Source organism: Solwaraspora sp. WMMD1047 (assembly GCF_029626155.1).
Lineage (GTDB): Bacteria > Actinomycetota > Actinomycetes > Mycobacteriales > Micromonosporaceae > WMMD1047.
This window is the reverse complement of record NZ_JARUBL010000001.1, coordinates 5,998,601-6,020,963: the sequence shown is the minus strand read 5'-3', so window position 1 is coordinate 6,020,963 and position 22,363 is coordinate 5,998,601. Positions and strand designations below refer to the sequence as shown.

Here is a 22,363-nt window from a genome sequence, read left to right as displayed (position 1 = left end):
GTCGCTGGCTTGCAACGGCTACTGGCCACAGCCTTGTCCGATCCGACCTGAATCCGTCAGGCAAATCCAACACTTCGGATAATACGGGTCGACAAGACGACACGACCCGCCGTCCGCTATCGTTGCGGACCGTGTTTGATGCCCCTGACTACGAATTGGCCTGGCCGCGTGATCTCTTCGTGGCCGAGGCGTCCGCATTGATCGCCAGCGGGCACGCCACCGACGAGGACAGGGTTGGGTGCCTTCTGGAGGAAGCCTTCACGAGTTCGGGGCCGTGGGACGATTTCACTGCCGCTGGCTCCACCACCTTCGATGACCCGTGGGCGGTGCCGCTTGGCGCTGCCGAGATCGAGGCCGCCGGGACTCCGTCGGCTATGAAAGATCAATTCCTCGCCACATTGGTCAAGAACGCCGATTCCCTGCGTGAAGCATCAACCCCACGCCCGTACTGGCCGGAGCGCGTGGCGGCACAGTCTGCCGCGCACCAGCTTGAGCCCGATCTTCACGCGGCAAAGCGACGCTTCGTCCAGCTCATCAACCAGTTCAGCCGGGACGGCTACCTTGAGCGTGTCTTCCCGCGGGAGTGTGTTGACGGCCCGTTTGATGTGGCCGTTGACGAGTCGGCCAGGCTCCAGGAGCATCTAGGTGTGCCGAACCTTTGGCCGCTCCGCCCCGCCGAATGGGACGATGACATCTTCTACGGCTTGGTGGAAGTTTTCCACGACCTCGTTGCCCGGCCGCGGAATCGCCACTACCACAGCTGGAACCAGTGCGGCTGGCACTACTCCTCGTACGCCATCGCGCCCGCGCGGGCGCTGTACCGCCGGCGGGTCAACAAGCTGCTTGAGGTGGCGGCGCTCGAGCTGCGCCTTGCCGAGGAGGGCGAGGACACCGGCCGCCTGGTCCACCTCATCGATGACGAACGGCGAGCGCTGGTGGAACAGGTCTTGCGATCACCCGACCCCAAAGCGGGCGACCAGGTCGAGCACGCCATCGCCTTGTTTCGTGGCCGCACCTCGACGCTTCAAGAGAAGCGGTCGGCGGTCGTCGCTCTGGCGCATGTTCTCGAGAGCCGCCGTGCATTGCTCAAGACGGAGCTGCTTCGTGGCGACGAGGGCGCGCTCTTCCACATCGCCAACGGGTTCGCCATCCGCCACGAGAGCGAGAGCCAGAAGGCAGACTACGATCCAGTGTTTCTGGACTGGGTGTTCTGGTGGTACCTGGCGACGATTGAGTTGTCGGATCGGTTGTTGGCCAGGGCAAACAAGTGACGACGCAAGCGCCACGACGCTGAAGGCGGTCGTACCGGTCCAGACCATCGGTGCGTGCCGCCGTACCGGCACGCACCGACATCCCACCCAGATGTCGGCGTCGAATGCCCGTTCAGCGAGGTGATCTCAGCAAGGATTCGGGAGCGGTTCGGGATGACACGGACGTAGCGCCCGTAGCGGACATGCTGGGATATGGACGTGGAGCCATCGGTAGACAGGTTCTTGCGACGGAATCGGTCTCCGAGAGGGCTCCACGTGATCACCTATTCTGCCAGGCTTGACGTGCCCAGGGAACTCGTGCGTCACGTGGCGGGTCTGCTTCGCGCCGAGCGTGCGGCGGTGGGTACCCGCCGCCGCACGAGGGCGTTGACGTGCTTCTACCAGGCGCTGCTGGTGTTGGTGTGGTTCCGCAAGGGTGAGGACAAGACCACCCTCGGGGCCGGGTTCGGGGTGTCACGGGCCACCGCGTACCGGTATGTCGCCGAGGCCGTGCGGGTCCTCGCGGCGCAGACACCAACCCTGCACGACGCCCTCGCCCGGGTGGCCGCGGACGGCTGGTCGCACGTGATCCTGGACGGGAAACTGTTCGACACCGACCGGCTCGGCGAGACCACCACCAGTGTCAAAGGCGAAACGATCGATGCCTGGTACTCCGGGAAACACCGTGGCTTCGGCGCGAACATCCAAGCGATCATGCGGCCCGACGGGCTACCGATCTGGACGTCCGAGGCGATGCCCGCGCACCTGCACGACCTGACCTGCGCCCAGGACCTGGACATCACCGGCGCGCTCTACTGGGCCGCGTCAACCCTGGACCTGCCGACCCTGGCCGACTCCGGCTACGAAGGCGCTGGCCAGGGCATCCACACCCCATACAAGCAACCCACCGACAGCCACCGCCTCGCCGTCGGCAACCGAACCCACAACGCGATCCTTCGATCCCTGCGGTGCCTCGGAGAACGCGGCTTCGCAATCCTGACCGGCCGCTGGCGGACGCTTCGTCACACCACCGCCAGCCCACGAAGCCTCGGCGATATCGTCCGCGCCGCTATCCACCTCACACACTTCGAATACCGATACCTACCGCATCCTTGCTGAGATCACGTCAGCAGATCGACGTACTGCCGCGACGGGATCATCGCCGCTGACAGCCACAGCGGTAGGGTTCGGCAGTGCCTGCCGGCGTCGGCCGATGTTGATCTTGGTCGACTTCGACGGCGTTCTAATACTCCAACGTCAGTTGGCTTCGGCGTTGGGCGTGGCGCGGGCATGAGGACGGCCACTGTGTTGATCATCGATGGTTTGTGAGGACAACCGAAGATCGTGCAGTGGCCGCGTGCCACAGCGTAGACCCCGCCCGGTGGCGGCTCATCTTGGACGAGGCGGTGACGCGTGTCGCTGACCGGTTCGTGCGGGCCGAGCCGCGGGCGACGGCTGGGCAGTTCGTGGAAGGGCTGCTGTCAGACACCGAGCGGAAGACCTGCTGGTCGCTTGCGGAACGGGCGGGGCACACTGATCCGCAGGCGATGCAGCGGCTGCTGCGTACGGCGGTGTGGGACGCCGATGCCGTCCGCGACGACGTGCGTTCGTGGCTGGTCGAGCAGCTCGGCCACCCCGACGCCGTGCTGGTCTGCGATGAGACCGGGTTCTTGAAGAAGGGTGTGTGCTCGGTCGGGGTGCAGCGGCAGTACACCGGCACCGCCGGCCGTGTCGAGAACAGTCAGGTCGGGGTGTTCCTGGCCTACGTCACTCCGCACGGGCGGGCGCTGATCGATCGTCGGCTTTACCTGCCGGAGGCGACCTGGTGTGACCAGCCCGACCGGCTGGCCGTCGCCGGCGTCCCCGACCAGGTCGGGTTCGCCACGAAGCCTGCCCTGGCTCGGCAGATGATCGCCGCCGCGGTCGAGGCTGGTGTCCCGGTGGGGTGGGTGACCGGTGACGAGGTCTACGGCGCCGACCCTGGCCTGCGCGCTGACCTGGAACACCGCGAGATCGGCTACGTCCTGGCGGTCGGCTGCGACCGGCGTGTGACCGTTAACGACGGTCGGACTCTGATCCGCGTCGACGACCTCGCTGGGCGGATCCCCACCCGCGAGTGGCAGCAGCACAGCTGCGGTCCCGGGGCGAAAGGTCCCCGCGACTACCTGTGGGCGTGGATCACCACCGCCACCCGGCCAGACGAGCACCGGTGGCTGCTCATTCGCCGCAACCGCACCACCGGCGAAATGGCCTTCTACCTGTGCTGGTCACCCCGCCCAGTGTCGCTGCACACCCTCGTCACCGTCGCCGGCTCCCGTTGGAGCATCGAAGAGCTGTTCCAGACCGGCAAAGGCCAAGTCGGCCTCGACCACTACCAGGTCCGCGGCTGGACCGGCTGGCACCGGCACATCACCCTGGCCATGCTCGCCCTGGCCGTCCTGACCATCCTCGCCGCACAACAGCCCGACCCCGACCCCAATCCGAAGATCATCGCATTGACGGTCGCCGAGATCCGCCGACTCCTCAACGCCTTCCTCCTCGCCACATCGCTACCGTCAGCGCACACCCTGCACTGGTCGATCTGGCGACGAACATCCCAAGCCCGCGCCCGACGAGCCCACTACCAGCGCAGACAAGCCAAATGACGTTGGAGTACTAATTCCGCTCCCATCGCAGGTGATGGTCCCGACCGCGACGAGGACCGCTCGCCAATATTGCGGTCGTCGATCCGGGAGAGCCGCGGGCGACGAGAACGTTGATGCCGCTACTGGTAGCGCTGGCGGGAACACCAGTTCGTCAGCGTGGCGGTCATGTCCGAAGCGAGTGAGCGCGAGGAGCGGCGGCGCGGCGCCGGCTCCGGGGATCAGCGGGGACCCGGTTGTGGTGCACCGAGCAGGTCGCCGCTGCCCAGCGCGGTAGCCGCAGACCGGCGCCGCAGCCTCCCTGCTCGGTGTCGGTGCTGGGGGTCGAGATGATCCTGAGCGCGTACGACACGTTGTCGGCTCGGCGGCTCGCGGGGGCGATTTCGGCCGGGACCGGCGGACCGCGTGGCCGGGGGCAGTTCGCCGACGCGCGGGTTCTGGACGCCGGCTCCGGCTGGTACGTCAACGACTGGCGGGACCGGGTCCGGCGTCTCGCCGACCGGGGTGCCGTGGCCGTCCTCGGTGTGCGGACCCTGCCGGCAGAGCGGCTCCTGCCGGACGCGGACTGGCGGCAAATCCTCAACGACCTGACCCGGCGGCCGCCGCTGGCCGGTCACCCCTGGGTGGCCGCACGAACCGGCGTTCTCTCGGTTGCGTTGATCGCCGGTGTCGAGCTGGACCCGTACGCCGTGGAGTCGCTGCGGGAATTCGTGCGCTCGCTGGATGTCGGTCGACGGTCCTCCAACGACCCGCAGCCTGCCGCCGAGCGCGATCCGGCGGACACCTCGAACGGACAGGGCCAGGACCAGGAGCAGTCGCCGGCCGAGGTCGCAGACCTGAACTTCGGGGGGACACCTGAGGCCGGTCCCGGTCCGCAGCCACCTACCAACACCCAACCGGCCAGGTCACGTCTCGGCCGGCGGCGCTCCATCTGAACGGAAGGAGCATCGTGAGCATTCACGAGACAGTTGCCTCAGGACCGCTGTGCGGCCCGAGGATCACCGTCCGGTCGAGCCGTAGAGCCGGCGCCCAGCAGCGAATCGCAGAGCGAGGGACGGCGACACTCCCGCGACGCCGGAGCCGGACATGACCGGGCGCGGCACGGTCGACGCGCTGATTGAGGAGTTGACCGAGCGGGCGGCCGGGATCGCAGGCCCGATGCCGGTGGACGAGATCGCCCGGCTCTCCGCCCAGGCGTGGTCCGGCGGGGTCGAGATGGACGAACCGACCGTGCAGAACCGTCGGCGGGCTGCCGTCGCGGTGGTTTCGGCCGTCTACCCGCGCGCTCTCGCAGCAGGGCGCCGATCCGGGACCGCCGCCGTTGCCGAGTACGTCAGCACCGCGACCCGGCGCGCGATCGATGACCTCGGCGACGAAGTCGACCCCGATCGGACCGTCCGGGATCTGCTGGACCGGCTCGTCGTCGCCGCACAGGAGGAATCGTTGCGGGCTCGGCGGCCTGGGCCGGGCGGTGTGGCCGACACGCCGTTGCCGAGGACGTACCTCGCCGCCTGCCGCACCCGTGGGCACCGCCACGACGTCGACCGGGTCGCCCACGCGGCGGTGACGGCCTGGAGCCACGGCTACCGGGACGGTTGGGGCGAGGCATACGGGGCAACCGACCGCATCATCAACGCCATCCGCCATGACGAGCTCGCCGCAACGACCGCCCTGGCCGGTACGCCGACGCTCAGGTGGCTCGATCGCCTTGCGACTTCGGCCCACCGGATCGCTGATTCAGATCCTCAGAATCACCCCAACCGGCTGGCCCAACTCGCAGGACCTGACGGGTTAGCGACTGAGCTGCCCATTGCATCCAGGGAGCAGGGTTCGACAACCGATCCGGCAGTCGAGAGCGGGCCGGAGAATCAGCCTGGACGAGATCAGCATGGACACCGGCGGGGCTGACCGGCGCAGTGCGCCCCGGTTATGTGCGCAGAGCCTTGACCAGGGCCGACACCGTCGTGAGGTAGCTGCGGCCCTTCGGTGTGAGCGTGAGAAGCCGGGGACCGGCGCTGTGGGCATCCTCCACCAGACCTCTCTCCTCCAAGCGGTGCAGGGTGCGGGTGATCTCGCCGTCGCTGATCCGGCTGCCGATCCAGCCGGACATCGCGCTGCCGAGCTCGCCGTACCGCATCGGCCGGTTGCCGAGGCACACTACGGCGGCGACGACGTGTTGGTGCTTCAGCAGCTCACGGATCTCCTGCAGGTCGCTGAACTTCACCCCGTCTACCCCCATGGCGGTTGGCAGGTTGCCCACAGTGTCTGTCAGGCATCCGACAGTGCGGCGTCTATGGGACCGGTGCTGAGGGTTTCGTGTCAAGTGCTTTGGGTGATTCTGCCGGTCTTTGGTGGCCGCCCTAGGGAAGCGCACAACAGTGACGATCGTGAATATTTTGGGGTGGAGTGGCGATCGCTCGGCGGTTTCGGGCGGCTTAGTACTCCAACGTCATTTGGCTTGTCTGCGCTGGTAGTGGGCTCGTCGGGCGCGGGCTTGGGATGTTCGTCGCCAGATTGACCAGTGCAGGGTGTGCGCTGATGGTGGCGATGTGGCGAGGAGGAAGGCGTTGAGGAGTCGGCGGATCTCGGCGACGGTCAACGCGATGATCTTCGGATCGGGGTCAGGGTCGGGGTCGGGCTGTTGTGCGGCGAGGATGGTCAGGATGGCCAAGGCGAGCATGGCCAGGGTGACGTGGCGGTGCCAGCCCGTCCAACCGCGGACCTGGTAGTGGTCGAGGCCGACCTGGCCTTTGCCGGTCTGGAACAGCTCTTCGATGCTCCATCGGGAGCCGGCCACTCGCACAAGTGTGTGCAGCGGGACGGGGCGGGGTGACCAGCACAGGTAGAAGGCCAGCTCACCGGTGGTGCGGTTGCGGCGGATCAGCAGCCACCGGTACTCGTCTGGCCTGGTGGCGGTGGTGATCCAGGCCCACAGGTACTCGCGTGGTCCTTTGGCCCCGGGGCCGCAGCTGTGCGGCTGCCACTCGCGGGTGGGGACCCGGTCGGCGAGGTCGTCGACGCGGATCAGGGTGCGGCCGTCGTTGACGGCCACGCGTCGGTCGCAGCCGACCGCCAGGACGTAGCCGATCTCGCGTTGTTCCAGCTCAGCGCGCAGGCCCGGGTCGGCGCCGTAGACCTCGTCGCCGGTCACCCACCCGCATGGGACACCAGCGGCGATCGCGGCGACGATCATCTGCCGGGCCAGGGCAGGCTTCGTGGCGAACCCGACCTGGTCGGGGACGCCGGCGAGGGCCAGGCGGTCGGGACGGTCGCACCAGGTCGTCTCCGGCAGGTAGAGCCGACGGTCGATCATCGCCCGCCCGCGCGGGGTGACGTAGGCCAGGAACACCCCGACCTGACTGTTCTCGACACGGCCGGCGGTGCCGGTGTACTGCCGCTGCACCCCGACCGAGCACACCCCTTTCTTCAGGAACCCGGTCTCATCGGCGACCAGCACCGCGTCGGGGTGGCCGAGCTGTTCGATCAACCAGGAACGCACATCGTCGCGGACGGCGTCGGCGTCCCACACCGCTGTGCGCAGTAGCCGCTGCATCGCCTGCGGATCAGCGTTACCCGCCCGTTCCGCAAGCGACCAGCACGTCTTCCGTTCGGTGTCTGACAGCAGCCCTTCCACGAACTGCCCGGCCGTCGCCCGCGGCTCGGCCCGCACGAACCGATCAGCAACACGCGTCACCGCCTCATCCAGGATGACCCGCCACCGGGCGGGGTCTACGCTGTGGCCCACGGCCATCGCGCGATCTTCGGTTGTCCTCACAAACCATCGATGATCAACGCGGTGGCCGCCCTCATCCCCACGCCACGCCCAACGCCGAAGCCAAGTGACGTTGGAGTATTAGCGCACTTGGAGGTGCGCACTTGAGGAGCCGTACTCCCGTGTCACGTCTCGCTGGTCTGATCCTGACGGAGCGTAGCGGGCTGACTGCTCGTTCCGGTAAGACCGTAGCTGGGGCTGGCAGTGGAACTTCCACCAGAAGGGAGCATCCCAAGAGGGCAAGAGACGACCGGAGTCGGGGATGGACGTTCCGGTCGGCGCAGCGCACTGCTGGAACAGCAGCGGCGGGACCTCGCCGCAAGGGCCAAGCTGGAAACGCGGACGAGACCACGTCGTCCGGCTTTGCCAGACCAACGGGCCCTACTGCGAGGAGGCGGCGACATGGGGAGGATCCGGGCGACGATGACGGTCATCGCGATGGCAATGGCGGTGGGCCTGATCGGCTGCAACGGCGATGGCGAGCCGGAGCCATCGCCGGACGGCAGCCAGGTCACGTCGCAGCCGAGCCCGACCGGCAACCCGGCGGAGGACGAGGCGCGGACGAAGATCCTCGCCACATACGACGGCTACCTGGAGGCGTACATCGCCGCCTCGGCGAAGGCCGACTACCGCACGAAGGACCTCGCCGAATGGGTGGCCGAGCCACTCCTCGGCCAGTTGCTCAACAACCTGCAACTGATGTCGAACAACGGCGTCCGCAACGTCGGCCGTCCCCGATGGAGCCCCACGGTGACCGAGCTGCGGCTGGAGGCGAACGACGCGGTGATCGAGGACTGCTTCGACTCCACCGACTGGAACGCGGTCGGCGGTCGGCCGGCCCCGACCGCTCAGGCCAGGAAGTATCCGGTGGTCGCGAAGGTGAAGCGCGTCGGCGAGCGGTGGTACGTCTACGAATCGAACCCGCGCCGGGACGTCGCATGCTGAACCGCATCACCGCCTGGGTCGGGCTCGCCGCGGCCGTCGTCGCCTGCGCGCTGGCGCCGGCGGCGCCAGCGCAGGCCGACTACTGGGTCTGCCCGCCGATCGGCGACTGCTACGTGGTGGTGGAGACCCCACCCGCTGGCGGAACCGAGGAGCCGGGCGACGGCGGCGGAGGTGGCGGCGACCCGCAGTGCATCTGGAGAGGGCAGCCGGTGGCCTGCTGGCAGGCCGGATACGGACATTTCAACTCGTCGGACGGTTGCTACTACATCCTCGAATCGCCGCAGCCCGCCGCCGGAGATCCTGCCTGGGCGGGCCACGAACCAGGCGACGGCGCCGTCTATCGGGCCCGGTGCAACGGCGATGTGATCGGCGACCTGGTCTGGCGGGCCACCCCGCCACCGGGTACGCCGGGCGGCCTCACCCCGGCCCAACTGGCGGCCCGGGCGATCGAAGACCTTCCGATGCGGGGCGCCACGATCGGACTGCGACCCGACCCGGACGGCGCCGGATTGGTCGGCCTGCCGATCTGGATGTGGACCGAGGTGACACCGCAGACCTGGGGGCCGATCACGGCGACGGCCTCGGTGCCCGGCCTCTCGGTGACCGCACGCGGCAACGCCACCCGGATCACCTGGGACATGGGCGACGGCAGCAGGAAGGTCTGCCACAACCCTGGCACCGCGTACGACCGCGGCCGGCACGGCGCGGCGGCCTCCCCGACGTGCGGCTACGACGGCTACCAGCGGTCGAGCCGGAACCAGCCGGGCGGGCGCTATCAGGTCACCGCCGTCACCACCTGGCACGTCGAGTGGTGGATGGTCGGTGGCGGCACCACCGGAACGGAAACCATCACCCGAACCGCGACCACCTCGATCGACATCGACGAACTGCAGGTGGTGACCGAATGACCCGGGTGACGCCGACCGCTCCGACGCAGGCCGGCCCGCACGCCATTCCCAGGCCGCGGGTGGTCCGCGAGCGCAGCGTACGACCGGGTCGCCTCGGCATCGCGGTGGCGCTGATGGCCGTCTGCGCGCTGGCTGCGGTCGCGCTCTTCGGCTACGTCAGCCGAACCCAGCCCTACCTGGCGCTCGCCCGCGACATCCCGGCCGGTACCCAGCTGACCGCCACCGATCTCGTCACCGTCCACCTGAACCCAGACCCGGCGCTCAAGCCGATCCCCGCCGACCAATCCGGCAGCGTGGTCGGGAAACACGCGGCGATTCCGTTGCTCTCCGGGATGCTCCTCTCCGAGGGCGCCCTGGTCGACCAGCCCTTCCCCGCGCCGGGGGAACAGGTGGTGGGACTGGCACTCAAGGCCGGTCAGATCCCGTCAGCCCCGGTACGTACCGGCGCCCGGGTGCTCCTGGTCTCCACCGAGGAACAGACCTCCGGAACGGACGCACCGCCGGTCGCGGCGCCTTCGGTGCCGGGCACCGTCGTGCACATCATCGCCGGCAGTCGGGAGGGGACCGCGACCGTCTCGGTCGCCGTCCGGGACAGCGACGGACCGCTGGTCGCCCGGCTTGCCGCGCAGGGCCGGCTCGTTCTAACCCTGGTCGGCTCCTGATATGGCCGTCATCGCCCTGACCAGCGCGAAAGGGTCGCCCGGCGTGACCACCGCGGCCCTCGCCATGCTGCTGACCTGGTCGCGGCCGTTGCTCCTGGCCGAGTGCGACCCGGCCGGCGGCGACATCCGGGCCGGCTTCCTGCGGAACCTGGAGCTCCCCGCCGACCAGGGCCTGATGCGCCTCGTCGTCGCCGAGCGGCGCGGCCAGGCCGACGAACACCTCTGGGAACAGCTCATCGACCTCGATCCGCCCGACCAACGGCGGCTACTGCTCCCCGGGATCGCGACGCCGACCCAGGCCGCGAGCCTCGATCCGAGCTGGCACCAGTTGGGAATCTTCTTCTCGTCGCTGGCCCGGGGCGTGCCAGGGTACGACGTCCTCGTTGACTGCGGGCGGCTGATCGCCCCGCACGCTCCCTGGCCGCTGCTGAACCGCGCCGACCTGGTGCTGCTCGTCGTCCGACCGACGCTCGCCTCGCTGGTGCCGGCCAGGGCGGCCCTCGACGCACTGCGCTCCGCCGTTGGCGGGGCGGACCCGGGGGATCGGCTCGGTCTGCTGGTGGTCGGTGACGGCGACTACGACGCCGGCACGGTCGCGGCCCGCCTCGGCACGCCGATCGCACCCACCCTGCCGACGGACGTGCCGTCCGCGCGGGCGCTGGCCCGGGGCGGAACGGTACGCACCGGCCGGCCGCTGCTGCGGGCCGCGGCCGCCGCCGAAGGTCCACTGATCGAAGCGGTACGCCAGCGGCAGGCGCGGCTGCGCCGGCCGAGCCCGTACCCCCGTCCGGAGGTGACCGGTGCCGTCGTTTGAGACCCCGGTCTGGCGGGATCCGACCGCCGAACCAGCCCGGGCGCCGATGCCGAGGGACGGCGGTGGGCGTACCGGATCGGCGCTGGCTCCGGCGGTCTCCCGCCGCCCGCTGACAAACGGTGCCGGCGACGGACCTGGCAATGGCCGAAACCTACCGGCGCCGCGCCCGCCGGTGTACGTCGCTCCCGACTACGGGGTGGTCCGCGAGCTACAGGTGGCCGTCAGCGAGGAGCTCTCCCGGCTGCTGGCCGAACGGGAGTACGTGCCCGAGCCGGAGCGGCGGGCGGAGGGCCGCCGGATCGCCGGCCAGCGGGTACGGGAGTACGTCGACCGGCAGCGAGCCGCCGGGCATCCGCTCACCGACGACCAGGAGCAGCAGCTACTGGACGCGGTGCTGGCGGCGCTGCTCGGGCTTGGCCGGCTGGACCGGCTGCTGCGCGAGCCCTTCGACACCATCACGATCCTCGGCCACGACCAGGTCCGCATCGAACGACCGGACGGCCGCATCGACCTCTCGACGCCGGTCGCCGACAGTGACGAGGACCTGGTCCTGCTGCTGCAGGCGCTCGCCCGCCGGGCCGGCGGCACCGAGCGGGCGCTGTCAAAGGACAAGCCGACGTTGAGCATGGAACTGCCCGGCGGGCAGCGACTCGCCGCGACGTACCTGGTCACCCAGCGGCCGGTGGCCGTCATCCGCAATCATCAGATCCTCGATGTCGACCTGGACGCGCTGGTGCACCTGGACCGGGCCGACCCGCACAAGAGCGCCATGATCGACCCGCTGCTCCGGGACTTCCTGCGGGCCGCCATGCGAGCCGGCCTCAACATCATGGTCGCCGGCGTGCCGGGCAGCGGGAAGACGTCACTACTGCGCGCGCTGGCCAGCGAGATCCCGGCCGACGAGTGGTACGTGACCATGGAGGAGGCCCGGGAGCTGGCCCTGCACCGGACCGGGCGGCACCCGTGGGCGGTGTCGATGGAGACCCGGGAAGGCCACGGCGACCGGGGACCCGACGGCCGCCCGGCCGGCGAGGTCACGCTCGACGATCTGATCCCGATCGGGCTGCAGCTCAACGCCCGTCGGATCATCGTCGGTGAGGTCCGCTCGCGGGAGATCGTCGCGATGCTGCAGGCGATGGGCACCACGAACGGCTCGCTCTGCACCATCCACGCCCGGGGCCCGCACCTGGTCTTCGACCGGGTGGTCGAGCTGGCGCTGAGCCACCGCGACGAGCGATCCGACCGGCGCGCCTACCTGCAGGTGGCCAACGCCCTCGACCTGATCGTCTACGTCAGCCTGGTGGACGAGAGCGCGCTCGGCGGCCGCAAACACCGGTTCGTCAGCCACGTCCTGGAGGTCGGCGGCCTGGTCGAGAACGACCGGCCGCAGACCACCCAGATCTTCGGCCCGGGCCCGGACGGGCGGGCCGTGCCGCTGCACCAACCCGAGCGGCTGCGCCACCCCCTCCTCCTGGCCGGATACGACCCGGCCGTCCTCGCCTCGCACGCCGGTCGCGGAGCCTGGCCGAGGCCGCTGCCAAGTCTGGGAGCCTGGCGATGAACCCGGCTCTGATCGCGGCATTGATCGGCGCGGGACTCGCCGGCAGCCTCGTCCTGGGCATCTCCGCCGTCGCCGGCCCGGCCGGCCCGGCGCGACCGCCGTCACCCTGGGCCGCCCAGCTACGGCGGCTCTGGCACGGATCCGGCACCACCCGCCGGGACCGCCGCCGTCGCCGGTTCTGGCTGGCCGGTGCGGTAGCCGGTGGGGTGGTCGCGTGGGCGCTCACCTCGGTACCGGTGGCCGGGCTGCTGGTGGCCGTCGCCATTCCGGGCGTGCCGTGGCTGCTCTCCGCCGGCCGCGAGGAGGCGCGGGCCATCGCCCGGGTCGAGGCCGTGGAGATGTGGGTACGCCGACTGCGCGACGTCGAGGACGCCGGCGTCGGCCTGCAGGAGGCGATCGTGGACGCCGCCCAGACCACGCCGAAGGCCATCGCCGCTGACGTGCACCTGCTCGCCGCCCGGATCCAGGCCGGCTGGGACCCGGAGTCCGCCCTCTACGCCTTCGCGGAGGCGGTGCGCGATCCGATCGGCGACCAGGTCGTCGCCGCGCTCGCCCTGCACCTGTCCGACCGGGGAGCCCGGCTGGCCGACGCGCTCACCGGCATCGCCGAGGCGGCGGCCGAGGAGGTCGCGATGCGGCGGGAGATGATGTCCCGCCGGGCCCGCGCCCGGTTCCAGATCCGCTTCCTGACCGGCGGATCGATGCTGCTCATCGTCGCGGGGTTGGGGAGTCCGGAGTACACCGCGCCCTACTCGGAGCCGCGCGGCCAGGTGGTCCTGGCGATCCTGGCCGCCGGGTTCGTCGGCTGCCTCTGGTGGGCCCGGTCGCTGAGCCTTCCGCCGCCCGTGATCCGGCTGGTCGCGCCGGCCGCCCCGGACCGGGTCGAGCCGTGACCCCCGCCTGGCTCGCCCTCGTCACCGTCGTCGGTGCCGGTTTCGGCCTCGGGCTGTTCCTCACCGTCCACGAGCTCCTGCCGGCCAGCCCGGCCCTCGGCCCGGCCCTGGCACGTCTGCAACCCCAGCCCGGCGAGGTGCCCGGCCGGCGGACGGCGTGGCAGCGGCTCACCTCCCGGGCACATCCGATCGTGCCGGCGACGGACCTGCGGCTGCTCGGCCGTACGCCGGAGGAGTTCGTGACCAGCCTGGCCGTGGTCACGTTGATCGGGCTGGCGCTGCCGTCGACCTTGCTCGGCCTGCTGGCCCTGATCGGGCGAGGATTCGGGCCTGGCGTACCGGTGATCGCGGCGCTGATCTGCGCCGCTTTCCTCGTCGCGCTCCTCTACCGCGATGTCGCCAGCAAGGCGGCCGAGGCGCGGCGGGAGTGCCGCCGGGCCGTTTGCCTCTTCATCGACCTGGCGGCGCTGCAACGCGCCGCTGGCCGGGGCACCGAGGAGTCGCTACGTCGGGCCGCCAGCAAAGGCAGCGGCTGGGTCTTCACCCGGATCCGGCAGGCGTTGCTCCGGGCCGAGCTGGAGGTCACACCGCCGTGGACCGGGCTGCACCGGCTGGGCGCCGACATGGGCGTACCCGAGCTGGGCGACCTCGGCGACATCATGCAGTCCGCCGGGGTGTCCGGAGCTCAGGTCTACCGGACGCTGCGGGCCCGCGCGGCGTCGCTGCGTGGCCAGATCCGCGCTGACGAGCTGGCCCGCGCCGAGCTGCGTACCTCTCAGCTGGAGATCCCCGGCGCGCTGCTGCTCATCGTCCTGATGTTGCTCGCGCTCTACCCGTTTCTCGCCCGGCTGCTCGCCGGCCCACAGGTGAACTGACCAGGAGGTTGTCTGATGCCCGAACGCCGTACCTGGTGGCCACGGATGAGACGCCGACTGGTGGTCGCGATCCGCGACGATCGTGGCGAGGTGATCCCGAACGCCATCATCTACGCGATCGCCGCGATCATCGCGGTCGCGCTGCTCACGGCCGCCGGCGACTACGTCACGGGGTGGATCGGGATCTGGCCAGAGGTCGGGGAGCCGGCGCCGTGAGACCGGGCCGGCCGAGCGGCCACGGGCGGCGGCCGGACCAGGGCTCGGCCTCGATAGAGCTGGCCATCCTCTTCCCGATCTTCGTGGTGCTGATCATGCTCGGCGTCCAGGTCGCACTGGTCTTCTCGGGACGGAACGTCGCGTTGGCAGCCGCGCAGCTCGGGGCCGCGGCCGAGTCGGCCTACGGTGCCGAGCCGGGTGCGGGGGAGTCCCGCGCGGCGGGCTACCTGAATCGGATGGGCGACCTGCTCACCGACTGGGAGATCGCCGTGACGCCGGTCGCCGAGGACGGCGACGAGCCGACGGCCGTCCGGGTCACCGTCACGGGCGACGCGCTGAGCTGGTTCGGGCTGGACCTGACCGTCAGCCAGACCGCGTACGCGGGCCTGGAACGCTTCACCACGGAGGACGAGCCGTGAGGCGCCAGGGTGGCTCGGTCACCATCGAGCTGGCGATCCTCGCGCCGAGCCTGATGCTCGTGGCCAGCCTCGCCGTCTTCGTCGGCCGGGTCAGCTTCGCCTGGGCGGCGGTCGACTCCGCCGCCTACTCGGCCGCGCGGGTCGCCTCGCTCGCCCGCGACCCGGATACCGCCCGCACCCGAGCCCGCGACTCAGCCATCGAAACGCTCGCCGGACAGGGTCTGACCTGCCAGACCCTGGACGTCACCGTCGACACGAGCCAGTTCGCGTACGCGATCGGTGAGCCCGCGGCGGTCACCGTCGCGATCGCCTGCCAGGTCTCCCTGGCCGACGCGGCGCTGCCTGGCATACCCCCGACCCACTGGGTGAGCGCGCAGTACAGCTCCCCACTCGACCTCTATCGGAGTAGGACCGGATGACGCCACCGACGCTCAGCCGCCGGGCCGCTCTCGACAGCGGCCGGATCGGCCTGTTCTACGCCATCGTCATGCCCGGGCTCATCGCCCTGATCGGCCTGGCCGGTGACGGCGCCGGCTACATCCGGACGAGCCAGCGGGCGGAGAACATCGCCGCCGAGGCAGCCCGGGCCGGCGGCCAGGCGATCCGGTTGCCGGACGCGATCGACGGCGGCGAGAAGACGGTCGACCCGGAGCTGGCGGCGGACGCCGTACGGCACTACCTGACCACCGCCGGCGTGACCGATTGGAACATGGAGGTCGCACCCGACGGGCAGCAGGTCACCGTCACGGTGACCATCGGCTACGACCCGCTGATGGTCGACGCGATCCCCGGCGTTCCGCCGCTGGAGGGCACCGCCACCGTCACCGCCAACCTGCTGGTCGGGTGAACCGGGATGACGAACTGGACGACCAGCCCGGCCGGCTCCACCGGCCGTCGTGCCACCACCAGCCTCGCCGGCACCGCCGCCATCCTCGTGCTACTGGTCGGCATCCCGTACGCGCTCTACCGCCTTGCCGGCAACCCGCTGCCCGAAAGCCTGCCCGACTGGTCGACCGTGGTGGCGGCGCTGACCAGCCGCGACGACGGCAGCGTCTTCCTGACCGGAATCACCCTGGCCGGCTGGCTCGGCTGGGCCTCGTTCGCCGTACCCCTGCTGGTGGAGATCCCGTTCCAGCTGCTGCGGCGCCGCCCGCCCCGGTTGTTCGGCCTGGCCTGGCAGCAACGCCGGGCCGCAGTCCTCGTCGCCGCCGCGCTGGCGATCATCGCTTCCCCTGCCGCCGCGAACGCGAGTGCGGCCGCGGCAGCGGTGGCCGCTCCGGCGATCGGCCAGCCCGTCATCCACGGCCCGGCCACCGGGTTCGCCGCTACGACCTTCCGGGCCGCCGGACCGCAGACCGGACCGGTGTACGCGATCGAGCACGACGACTGGCTCTTCCACGTCGCCGAGCGCTACCTCGGCGACGGCGACCGCTACCGGGAGATCGCCCGGATCAACCCCGAGCTGCGCCGCGCCGATCCCCGCTTCCCCGACCACATCCAGAAGGGACAACGGGTACGCCTTCCCGCCGACGCCCACGACCGGGGCCCCCGCGCCCACGCCACCGGAGACGTGCTTCCCGGGACCGGAGCCGAGCGGCGTAGCCCGAACGAACGACCGCGCCCGTCCCCCCGCCCGACCACATCACCGTCGGCGGACCCGGCGCCAACTCCGAGCCCCAGCGCGGTGGCCGATCCCGACCCGACCGCTTCCGTTGACCAGGAACCCGCCCCAGCCGATGACGACGAGCTCGTCAACCAGTTGCTTCCGGTGGCGGCCGTCTTCGCCACCGCCGGGATGTTGACCGCGCTGCTGCTGGTCCGGTTGGCGCAGCGGCGGCAACGGCAGCGGCAGTTCCGCCGCCCGAACCGCCGCATCATCCAGCCAGCCGACCCGAAGACCGAGGTACGTGCCCGGGCCGCCGCCAGGCCGACCGACATCAACCGGCTCGACGTCGCGCTGCGCGGTCTCGCCGCCGGCTTGCGGGATCGGGAGGGCACACTGCCCGACATCGCCGCCGCCTGGATGGCCGAAGACGAGCTTCACCTGGTCCTCGCCTCCCCGGACCATCGCCCACCGGCCCCGTACCGGGTCGGCGATGGCGGCCGGAGCTGGAACCTGGACGCCAAGGCGGAGTTGCCCGAGGCCGACGACCTGCTCGCACCGGTGCCCGCCCTCGCCACCATCGCCTCCCGGCCGGGTGGCGAGCACCTCCTCGTCGACCTGGAGCGCACCGGCGTCCTGAGCGTCGGTGGTTCTCCGGAACGATCCGCCGACCTGCTGCGCTACCTTGCCGCGGAGCTGGCCACCGCGCAGTGGAGCGACGACGTTGAGATCCTGCTCGCCGGCTTCGACCCCGCCGACGCGGAGAACCTCGCCGCACTCAGCGAGGACCGGGTCCGGATCGCCTCGTCCGTGACCGACGCCATCAGCCGGGTCCGCCGGCGCGCAACGGGCAACGCCACCGCGCTCGCCGACCGCGAACTCGTCGACGCCTTCGAAGGCCGAGTCCGCGACGTCGGCGCGGACGCCTGGATGCCGCTGGTCCTACTCATCGCCGACCCCCAAGCCGACGGCGACTCCACCGACGAGGTGACGGCCCTTGAGGGCCAGCTCCGGATCACCGGCAGGTGCGGAGTGGCGGCGGTGGTGGCGACGCCAACGCCGGCCGAGTGGCACATCGAGGTAGCCGCAGACGGCACCCTCGGAGTCGACTGGCTCAGCATCACCAGCGCCACCGGCGTACGCCTGCCTTCGGACCAGCTCGCCCAGCTCGCCGCCGCGATGCGTACCGCCCGGGCCGCCGCCACCGGCGAGGAGCCGGCCGACGAGCCCGTACCGCCGGCGCCGGAACCCGAACGATGGGCGGCCGGCACCGACGCCCACGGCCACCTGCTCGATCCCGCCCATTCCACCGAACCGGAACCGGCGGACAGCGGCCGGGCGCAGACCAACTCGACCGACGCGCGCGACGACGACGCGGAACAGGAGAGGAGGCCGGTGGTGCCCGACCCCACGCAGCGCGTACCGGCACTGCCCGAGGACCCGGAGCTCGACGCGGACCTGGCGGCCTGGCGGACGGGCGACCCCGACCGGCCGCGCATCGCCATCCTCGGCCCTGTGCTGGTCGAAGCGCCCGGCGAGCCACCGGAGGAGCGCCGCCGCTTCTACTCCGAGATCATCGTCTACCTGGCCCAGCGGGGCCGCACCGGCGCGACCGGTGAGCAGATTGACGACGCGTTGTGGCCCGGGACGATGGTCAACGCCCGCAGCCGGCGGGTCGCCATCAGCAAGGCCCGACGCTGGCTCGGCGAGACCCCCGACGGCGCCCAGTGGCTCCCACCGAACTCCGGCGTGGACCGCCGTTACCGGTTGACGCCGGGATACCTGCTCGACTGGCAGCTGTTCCGCAGGCTGCGGGCCCGTGGCGAGCGGTGTGGTCCGGCCGGCGCCGACGATCTGCGGCAAGCCCTTGATCTGGTACGCGGAGAGCCGCTCGCGGGGGCGGAGCTGCCGTACTCGTCGGGGTACCGTAATCCCTACACCTGGCTGCCGGACAGCACGATTCAGCCGCACAACCTCGCCTCGGCGGTGGTCGACACCGCCCACCAGCTGGCGGAACACTGTCTGGCCCAGGGGGACACCGCGGGGGCGCGGTGGGCGGTTGAACGAGCGTGGCAGGCCGACCCGGCGCGAGTGGATGACCATCCGTGGATCGACGCGATGCGCGCCGCCCACGCCGATGGCCGCACCGCCGAACTGCGCACCCTGCTCGACGACCTGGTCAGGATTCGGGAGGTGGAGGTTCCCGAGGAGCTGGCGGTTGGCACGTACGCGGCGATCCACCGCCTGGTCGGTGACCTGCTGCGGACCGGATGACGGAGAGGAGACCTCCGATGACGACTTCGGACCCCGACATCACTCTCGACTACGTCGCTGCGCTGCAGTGGGCCCAGGCCGATGTGCGGCTGACCTTGGAGTCGGACGGCGCTGTGCGGGTGGCGCTGGAACTGGTCCGATTCGGGTGGCAGACCCAGCCGGCTCCCGCCGACGTGGGCGAGATGCTGGCCTGGGACGCGATGGGTACGGCGGCCCAGAGTGTCGCGGACGATCTCTACGGAGACCTTCGTCCGCTCAGCCTGAGCGTGAGCCCGTTGGTCGGGCAGGATTTCGTGGCGGAGACCCGGGCGTTGCTGGAGGCGGTGGTGGACCGGCTGGACCGGGCCGCCGCCGATCCGGCTCAGCCCGCCGATCAGCGATGGGCGTGGGCGGCGGCGTCAGGCCGGCTGGGGACGGCGCTGAACGGTTCGCGATGAACCTCGGCGAGTGCCTGGTGCGGGCTGCTGACCTGATCGGCCAGGCAGCCGACCATGCCACCTCGGGCGGCTGCACCAGCCACGGACAGGCGGCTCACGCCCTCGCCGCCCGTGACAGGACGTACCGCGGGCTACGTCATTTGGTGGACCTGCTGGCGTTCCCGGACGAGCCGGTCCAGCGGCAGCCGATCGAGCAACTCGTCGATGGCGGTGGCCGGCTCGACAAGCTTCAGGCAATCGCGTGGCTCCGGGGCGCTGTGGACCGGCAGATTCAGCCGTCGCCGCCACCGGTCTCCCGGGTTTCGTCGCCCAGTCCGATCGTCGGAGTTCTGCGGGGAGCCGGCGACTCCGTGCTGGTGGCGGGGGACATCCTCGCCAGCCACGTCGGCGATCAGCGGCCGGCGACACCGGAAGGGATCGCGATCCGCAACGGTGCAGGCAGGGCCGGCGCGCTTGCCGACCTGGCAACTCTTGCCCTGGCCGCGCGGATGCTCGACGAACGCCTCGCCCGGTGGCTCGGGGCCGGCACCCGAGATCGGACCATCGGGGCGCTCTACGCCCAGCAGGTGGCCTACCTCCGGAGGCAAGACGATCGGGACCTCGACGCGGGGCTCCGCCGGATCGCCGCGACCCCGGGGCACCGGCTGCTGCACCTCCTGCAGGTCGCGCCGGCACCAGCCCCGGACGCATACGTACCGGTCGCCACTCTGCAGGACGTGACCGGTGTCATCTCCGCTGTCCGTGCCTTGGGAGTTCGTGATCCGCGGAGGCTGGATCTCGCGCACGCCACCGAGGCCGCCCGGCTCGCCGTACTCGTCGCCGGGGCGGCAACGTTCACCTGGTCAGGAGCGCAGAAAGACGAATCGGACGGCGCCGTCGCCGCGTTGGCGAAGTGGCGGGAGGTCGCGACCGTCCTCGGCAACCTCGGACCTCGTACGGCACGCCGATCCGACCCCACCCTGCAGCGCCTACTACACTCGGCGGACATCGTTCGCTCCACCCTCGGTCGGCCGTCCGCGCTGATTCACGTGCCGACCCGGCAGGTGCTGGACGAGCAGGCGCGGCTCCTCCCCGGCCTGGCCCACTCGGTCCTGGAAGTGACCAGATCGCTCACCGAACGACGTCTCCTGTGCGTCACCGAGAAACAACTCGCTAGCACGTCTCGCGGCGGCATCTTCTACGCCACCGAGGCCTGGACCAGAGCCGGACCGGCACACTCGGCGATCGCCACCATCGTCCGCGGCCTCAACGAACTACGGCGCCACAACTTCATCATGGCCCTCGGCGTCGGCGCCCGGAGTCCGACAGCCACGGTGACGATGTCGTTCGATGGTGGCTCGGCGCCCCAGACCGAAGCTACCGCAGTTGAACACCGCAGGCCGACCGACACGGCGCCGAGGCCGCGACGCTGAACCTCGCGCGACGGCATCAAGCCGACCGCATCTGCGGCATCCGGGTCTGCCGCGCCGGTAGGTGACATCTCAGATGGCTCGGCCTGTGGGCGGCCTGGTGCGGGGCGTTGTGTTCCTCGCTCGACACCAGCGGCACATGTTCTGGGAAGACCAGTCAGGGTGTCCGGGCGGGCAGCGGGCGGCCGGCATGTCCGGCCTTACCCCCCGCCAGAGCGGTCGGCCCCAGGTCAGGCCCCATGGGTCCGCGTTCCGGTCGGTGCGGTGACGTGTCTCGTGGCGGCGTCCGGGGGCGCCCCGGTGACCGCATTGGGCGCCCCGCCTCCGACAACGGGTGGCCGATGGTGGATGTTCTCGGCAAGAAGTTTCGGCACCAGCATCCCAAGTTCTTTCTGCCCACTCGTCGTGTGACAACCGCATCTGGCCTGGGAGTTCTTGAGGGTCGCCCTCCGTTGCAGAGGCGGCCGGCCAGCCCGGACGACGGCCTCAGGACGCCTGGATGGGTCTCGCCTAGGACGGCGACACGCCCAGACGTGTCGCGGGCGAGGTCGTCGGGTCCGGCCACTACAGTGACGGCTTGGCGCACCAGCCCGGAAACCGATTCGCGGAGGGAGAGGGAAGGTCGAGCTGTTCGCCTCGACGTACGGGAGGCGAATGCCTTCTGTCTCGATCGAGGAGAGGTTGCCTGGATGGCGCGTCGGGAACGGCCTACCGGCCGTAGAAGGAGCCTGCGAACCAAGACCGATCGGTGGCGGCAAGCAGGCGAGGTGACAGCACTCGTGCTGAAGATCCTCATCTACGCCGTGGCGCTGGCAGGGATGCTGGCGTCCGGAAACGGGTGCGGGCTCACCTGACCTCCAGGGTCAGATGAGCCCCCAGCCGGGTGGGAGGGCCTCCGCCTCGGGCTTCGGAACCATTGGGGCGGGGGTCTTCCCTGCTTTCATTGCAGTGCAGAGCATCGCACAGTGATGCACGGACGCAACAGCATCCCGCTCGGCGCGTTACTTTCTCACTCAGCACGTCAGCCGGTCTCTGAGCGACTTAGGTTCATGTGCAGAGCGTGAGCTGTGGCGTCCGCTGCGGGCCGTCCGGCGCGCCTCGGCGGGTGTGCTCGCACGGTCTTCTTGAGGCACGCCCCACCGGTGTGTGGGCCGGAAACGCTCAGATGGGGCTGCCTCACAACCGGGTGCGGTGCAACTGTTGGCGGAAGCTGGCCGTGGGGGTGGGCGCCTCGGTCGGGGTCAGCGACCCGGTGGTGGTGTTCGGGCGGATGTACACCCGGGACTGGACCGACGAGGCGGGCAACCACTGCACTCTCAACGAGATGGAGGCGGTGGCGGTCGGCCACGAACTGTCCAGGGGGGCGGGCGCGGTTCCTGCACAACCGGCTGAACGTGACAAGCATCGCCGAGGCCGACGCCCGGGCGAACGGTGAGCGCACCGAGCCGGTCCCGGACCACGAGGTGCCGGCCCGCCGGACGGCCGCGCGTTCGAGGACGACTTCGACCTGCCGGTGCCGCCGGCCGGGTCCGCGAGATTGAGCGGGACAGCTGGGTGCTGCTCGACCGATTGGCGACTCTTCCCAAGACCTTGCGGGACAACTGAGAAATTGCAGGCTCATGTGCCAATCCTGCGGCGACGGCTTGCCCCGAGATAGGACCGGCCGCATGTGCTGCAAAGTGG

The 22,363-nt window shown here is 70.6% G+C and carries 21 protein-coding genes and 1 pseudogene; 20 read left to right on the top strand and 2 right to left on the bottom strand.

Going from position 1 to position 22,363, the window contains the following annotated elements; all coding sequences use genetic code 11:
• Nucleotides 1-131: 131 nt before the first annotated feature.
• The 5 genes from O7627_RS27490 (at nucleotide 132) to O7627_RS27470 (ending at nucleotide 5,800) form a co-directional block, all read left to right on the top strand.
• The gene (locus tag O7627_RS27490) at nucleotides 132-1,271 is read left to right on the top strand and encodes a hypothetical protein (protein WP_278096358.1); all 1,140 of its coding nucleotides are present in this window, start codon (nucleotides 132-134) and stop codon (nucleotides 1,269-1,271) included.
• Between the two features lie 339 nt (nucleotides 1,272-1,610).
• Complete coding sequence (locus tag O7627_RS27485) at nucleotides 1,611-2,369, top strand: transposase family protein (protein WP_278094068.1); 759 nt, start codon at nucleotides 1,611-1,613, stop codon at nucleotides 2,367-2,369.
• 287 nt (nucleotides 2,370-2,656) lie between these two features.
• Entirely contained in the window at nucleotides 2,657-3,895 is a 1,239-nt protein-coding gene (locus tag O7627_RS27480) for an IS701 family transposase (RefSeq protein ID WP_278093545.1), read from the top strand.
• A 305-nt stretch (nucleotides 3,896-4,200) separates the two neighbouring features.
• Nucleotides 4,201-4,827 (top strand): hypothetical protein, encoded by a 627-nt coding sequence (locus tag O7627_RS27475; protein WP_278096357.1) that lies wholly within the window; start codon nucleotides 4,201-4,203, stop codon nucleotides 4,825-4,827.
• A gap of 280 nt (nucleotides 4,828-5,107) precedes the next feature.
• The gene (locus O7627_RS27470; RefSeq protein WP_278096356.1) at nucleotides 5,108-5,800 is read left to right on the top strand and encodes a hypothetical protein; all 693 of its coding nucleotides are present in this window, start codon (nucleotides 5,108-5,110) and stop codon (nucleotides 5,798-5,800) included.
• Between the two features lie 19 nt (nucleotides 5,801-5,819).
• Here the strand turns inward: O7627_RS27470 and O7627_RS27465 are convergent, their stop codons facing one another.
• Entirely contained in the window at nucleotides 5,820-6,116 is a 297-nt protein-coding gene (locus O7627_RS27465) for a hypothetical protein (RefSeq protein ID WP_278096355.1), read from the bottom strand.
• A 225-nt stretch (nucleotides 6,117-6,341) separates the two neighbouring features.
• Nucleotides 6,342-7,643 (bottom strand): IS701 family transposase, encoded by a 1,302-nt coding sequence (locus O7627_RS27460; protein WP_278091974.1) that lies wholly within the window; start codon nucleotides 7,641-7,643, stop codon nucleotides 6,342-6,344.
• 423 nt (nucleotides 7,644-8,066) lie between these two features.
• Between O7627_RS27460 and O7627_RS27455 the strand changes: the two genes are divergently transcribed.
• The 15 genes and pseudogenes from O7627_RS27455 to O7627_RS37220 all read left to right on the top strand — a co-directional run.
• Nucleotides 8,067-8,609 (top strand): hypothetical protein, encoded by a 543-nt coding sequence (locus tag O7627_RS27455; RefSeq protein ID WP_278096354.1) that lies wholly within the window; start codon nucleotides 8,067-8,069, stop codon nucleotides 8,607-8,609.
• Nucleotides 8,603-9,517, top strand: a complete 915-nt coding sequence (locus tag O7627_RS27450) for a hypothetical protein (protein ID WP_278096353.1) — start codon at nucleotides 8,603-8,605, stop codon at nucleotides 9,515-9,517. The genes O7627_RS27455 and O7627_RS27450 overlap by 7 nt, the downstream gene beginning before the upstream one ends.
• On the top strand, nucleotides 9,514-10,179 hold the full coding sequence (locus O7627_RS27445; protein WP_278096352.1) for an SAF domain-containing protein: 666 nt from the start codon (nucleotides 9,514-9,516) through the stop codon (nucleotides 10,177-10,179). The genes O7627_RS27450 and O7627_RS27445 overlap by 4 nt, the downstream gene beginning before the upstream one ends.
• Before the next feature lie 43 nt (nucleotides 10,180-10,222).
• Nucleotides 10,223-10,993, top strand: a complete 771-nt coding sequence (locus O7627_RS27440; protein ID WP_278096351.1) for a ParA family protein — start codon at nucleotides 10,223-10,225, stop codon at nucleotides 10,991-10,993.
• Entirely contained in the window at nucleotides 10,980-12,554 is a 1,575-nt protein-coding gene (locus O7627_RS27435; RefSeq protein WP_278096350.1) for a CpaF/VirB11 family protein, read from the top strand. The genes O7627_RS27440 and O7627_RS27435 overlap by 14 nt, the downstream gene beginning before the upstream one ends.
• Nucleotides 12,551-13,447 carry a type II secretion system F family protein gene (locus O7627_RS27430; RefSeq protein ID WP_278096349.1) on the top strand — a complete coding sequence of 299 codons (897 nt, stop codon included), beginning with the start codon at nucleotides 12,551-12,553 and terminating at the stop codon, nucleotides 13,445-13,447. The genes O7627_RS27435 and O7627_RS27430 overlap by 4 nt, the downstream gene beginning before the upstream one ends.
• Entirely contained in the window at nucleotides 13,444-14,322 is an 879-nt protein-coding gene (locus O7627_RS27425) for a type II secretion system F family protein (RefSeq protein WP_278096348.1), read from the top strand. Before O7627_RS27430 ends, O7627_RS27425 begins: the two co-directional genes overlap by 4 nt.
• Nucleotides 14,323-14,367: 45 nt before the next feature.
• The gene (locus tag O7627_RS27420) at nucleotides 14,368-14,538 is read left to right on the top strand and encodes a hypothetical protein (protein ID WP_278096347.1); all 171 of its coding nucleotides are present in this window, start codon (nucleotides 14,368-14,370) and stop codon (nucleotides 14,536-14,538) included.
• Nucleotides 14,535-14,957, top strand: a complete 423-nt coding sequence (locus O7627_RS27415; RefSeq protein WP_278096346.1) for a TadE family protein — start codon at nucleotides 14,535-14,537, stop codon at nucleotides 14,955-14,957. Before O7627_RS27420 ends, O7627_RS27415 begins: the two co-directional genes overlap by 4 nt.
• Nucleotides 14,954-15,376, top strand: coding sequence for a TadE/TadG family type IV pilus assembly protein (locus O7627_RS27410; RefSeq protein WP_278096345.1), 423 nt, complete (start codon nucleotides 14,954-14,956; stop codon nucleotides 15,374-15,376). Before O7627_RS27415 ends, O7627_RS27410 begins: the two co-directional genes overlap by 4 nt.
• Nucleotides 15,373-15,804: a pilus assembly protein TadG-related protein gene (locus O7627_RS27405; RefSeq protein WP_278096344.1), complete on the top strand. Its 432-nt coding sequence runs from the start codon at nucleotides 15,373-15,375 to the stop codon at nucleotides 15,802-15,804. The genes O7627_RS27410 and O7627_RS27405 overlap by 4 nt, the downstream gene beginning before the upstream one ends.
• A 6-nt stretch (nucleotides 15,805-15,810) precedes the next feature.
• Nucleotides 15,811-18,834 carry a peptidoglycan-binding protein gene (locus tag O7627_RS27400; RefSeq protein WP_278096343.1) on the top strand — a complete coding sequence of 1,008 codons (3,024 nt, stop codon included), beginning with the start codon at nucleotides 15,811-15,813 and terminating at the stop codon, nucleotides 18,832-18,834.
• A gap of 17 nt (nucleotides 18,835-18,851) precedes the next feature.
• Nucleotides 18,852-19,271: a hypothetical protein gene (locus O7627_RS27395; protein WP_278096342.1), complete on the top strand. Its 420-nt coding sequence runs from the start codon at nucleotides 18,852-18,854 to the stop codon at nucleotides 19,269-19,271.
• Nucleotides 19,268-20,683: a hypothetical protein gene (locus O7627_RS27390; protein WP_278096341.1), complete on the top strand. Its 1,416-nt coding sequence runs from the start codon at nucleotides 19,268-19,270 to the stop codon at nucleotides 20,681-20,683. Before O7627_RS27395 ends, O7627_RS27390 begins: the two co-directional genes overlap by 4 nt.
• A 1,180-nt stretch (nucleotides 20,684-21,863) precedes the next feature.
• Nucleotides 21,864-22,158: pseudogene (locus tag O7627_RS37220) on the top strand (single-stranded DNA-binding protein); the annotation flags it as partial.
• Nucleotides 22,159-22,363: the final 205 nt, after the last annotated feature.